Raw genomic sequence first — 1,909 nt, forward strand, 5'->3', positions numbered from 1 at the left:
CCCCAGCTGGATATCCGAATAAGTCACTGCGTTATTATCCTGCTTATTCAATATATAAATCTTCGTGGTGGATTCATAGGAAGGTGTCACCAGAAGCTGGGTAAACAGAAATGTCCCCAGCGCCGCCATGATTCCCACCGAAACAATCAATGCCAGATTATGTATCAGCACCAGACAGATTTCCCATAAATCAATCTCAATTTCATCCGTCTGGCGTATTGTATTCTCTTCCATCCCTTGCTTTCTCCCATCCTGTTTCTTATCTGATAAAATTTAATATCTGCTGTCTGTGATTTAATATTTGACCTATCTGCATAATCTATCTGCAGTATCTGTCTGTATTTTCTCCCTGCCCTAAATCACCCTGTCCTCCAGTATTGCCTGCGGATTCCCAATCAAAAGCTTTTCGGCAGATTCCTTTCCAAGCCTTTTGTACATCCATTCTGCGCATTCTTTCAGCCGCGGGCTCCGCTTACCTTCACTGCGGTGGGCATCCGTCCCTACAAAATCTATGGCTTTTTGTTTCAGCAGCTTCCTTGTTACCGTTTTCTCTCCGAAACCATATTCTCCCATCACGCTTGCGGAATTCACCTGAAAATAACACCCGGTGTCTTCCTTCAGTTCCACCGCTTTCCGCAGGTCCTTTACCACATTCATATATCTTTCCACATGCGCCACTACCGGCCAGTAGCCAAAGGAAATGAGGCGGTTTAAAGCATCCCGTATATACCCAAAATCCTCGCCGGGCAGGAACTCCACCAGCACATAACGGGAATCCGCCAGCGTCCTTATTTTCCCCAGCTCCAGGAGCTCTCCCAGACCATGTCTGTAAAAAATCTCATTCCCCGGATACAGCTTTACCGGAATTTTCTTTTTATTTGCCTCTTCCTGGAGCAAAATCATCCGTCTGGCAATTCCCTCCGGAGTAACGCACTTCCTGTCCGCCTTCTGATGAGGCGTCAGTATTATTTTTCGGATACCTTCCTCAGCTGCGGCCTGCAGCATGTCCAGGGCCATTTCCATCGATTCCGCACCGTCATCCACCCCGGGCAGCACATGACAATGAATATCTGTAAATTCCTCCATAACCTGCTGTTCCATCCTGTTATCTTTACTGTTTTTGAAAATCCCTTACTGTCCGTCCCCGTCCATCTGAAGCGTCTCTTCCTTTGCCCCCACATCGCTGCAGGCAATCAAAAATGTCCGCAGTACCTTCGCCGCATACATTCTTTCCCGCTTCGATACATTGTTCAAAAGCTGGTATACCGCCTCTGTTTCTTCCGTCCGTTCCATTTTCTTCTCTGCACCAGCCTGTTCACCCTCTTCTTTTCCAAGGATCAGATAGTCCAGTGACATATGGTACAGCCTGGAAATCGCGATCATCGTCTCTACCGACATCCCGCAGTTTCCCCTTTCAATATCCGCATAATAAGTAGGCACCCTGCCCAGTTTTTCCGCCGCTTCCTTCATTGTGATCCCAAGCTGCCTGCGTTTCTCCCGGATCCGCTTTCCCACCGCTTTTCTGTCATATGTGTCTTTTTCCATTCTTTCCCACCTTCCGGCGCTCTTTGTTCTGGTGTACAATCGTTGTATTCTGTAACTGGCTTGTAAAACATTTTTTGCGGAAGCCTATAATAAAAATGGCTCCGGCATTCTGTTTTCGCTAAATCTGTCTTTTTGCGAAAAAGTACAGCCAGTACCCTTTTCTACACTTCTGTTGATTTTTTGACCATTTTTTTGACGGCTCTTAAAAACCTGTCTGCCTGCTCCTTCGCAGCTTTAGCCCTTTTACCTTCCGGCTCTTTTCCAAGGTCAAAATTGCGGGAAAAATAGGCATGACAAAAAAACTTCCGTAAAAGTCCCGTTCAACCTTTACCGGAAGCGGTTTCTCAGGCCGCCATTTTATATC

The 1,909-nt window shown here is 46.6% G+C and carries 3 protein-coding genes; all 3 read right to left on the minus strand.

Annotated elements, in window-relative coordinates:
• Positions 1-234, minus strand: a 234-nt coding sequence (locus KH180_RS16625; protein ID WP_290762487.1) for a Wzz/FepE/Etk N-terminal domain-containing protein, incomplete at its 3' end; no start/stop codon positions are given.
• Positions 235-354: 120 nt separating this feature from the next.
• The gene (locus KH180_RS16630) at positions 355-1,086 is read right to left on the minus strand and encodes a CpsB/CapC family capsule biosynthesis tyrosine phosphatase (protein WP_290762489.1); all 732 of its coding nucleotides are present in this window, start codon (positions 1,084-1,086) and stop codon (positions 355-357) included.
• 45 nt (positions 1,087-1,131) lie between these two features.
• Positions 1,132-1,545, minus strand: coding sequence for a helix-turn-helix domain-containing protein (locus KH180_RS16635; RefSeq protein WP_290762491.1), 414 nt, complete (start codon positions 1,543-1,545; stop codon positions 1,132-1,134).
• Positions 1,546-1,909: the final 364 nt, after the last annotated feature.

This window comes from Anaerostipes sp., from assembly GCF_018381315.1.
GTDB lineage: Bacteria > Bacillota > Clostridia > Lachnospirales > Lachnospiraceae > Anaerostipes.

Bases quoted from the DNA above. Each gene is read 5' to 3' on its own strand.
- KH180_RS16630 (WP_290762489.1), bottom strand. From the start codon at position 1,086: ATGGAGGAATTTACAGATATTCATTGTCATGTGCTGCCCGGGGTGGAT.
- KH180_RS16635 (WP_290762491.1), bottom strand. From the start codon at position 1,545: ATGGAAAAAGACACATATGACAGAAAAGCGGTGGGAAAGCGGATCCGG.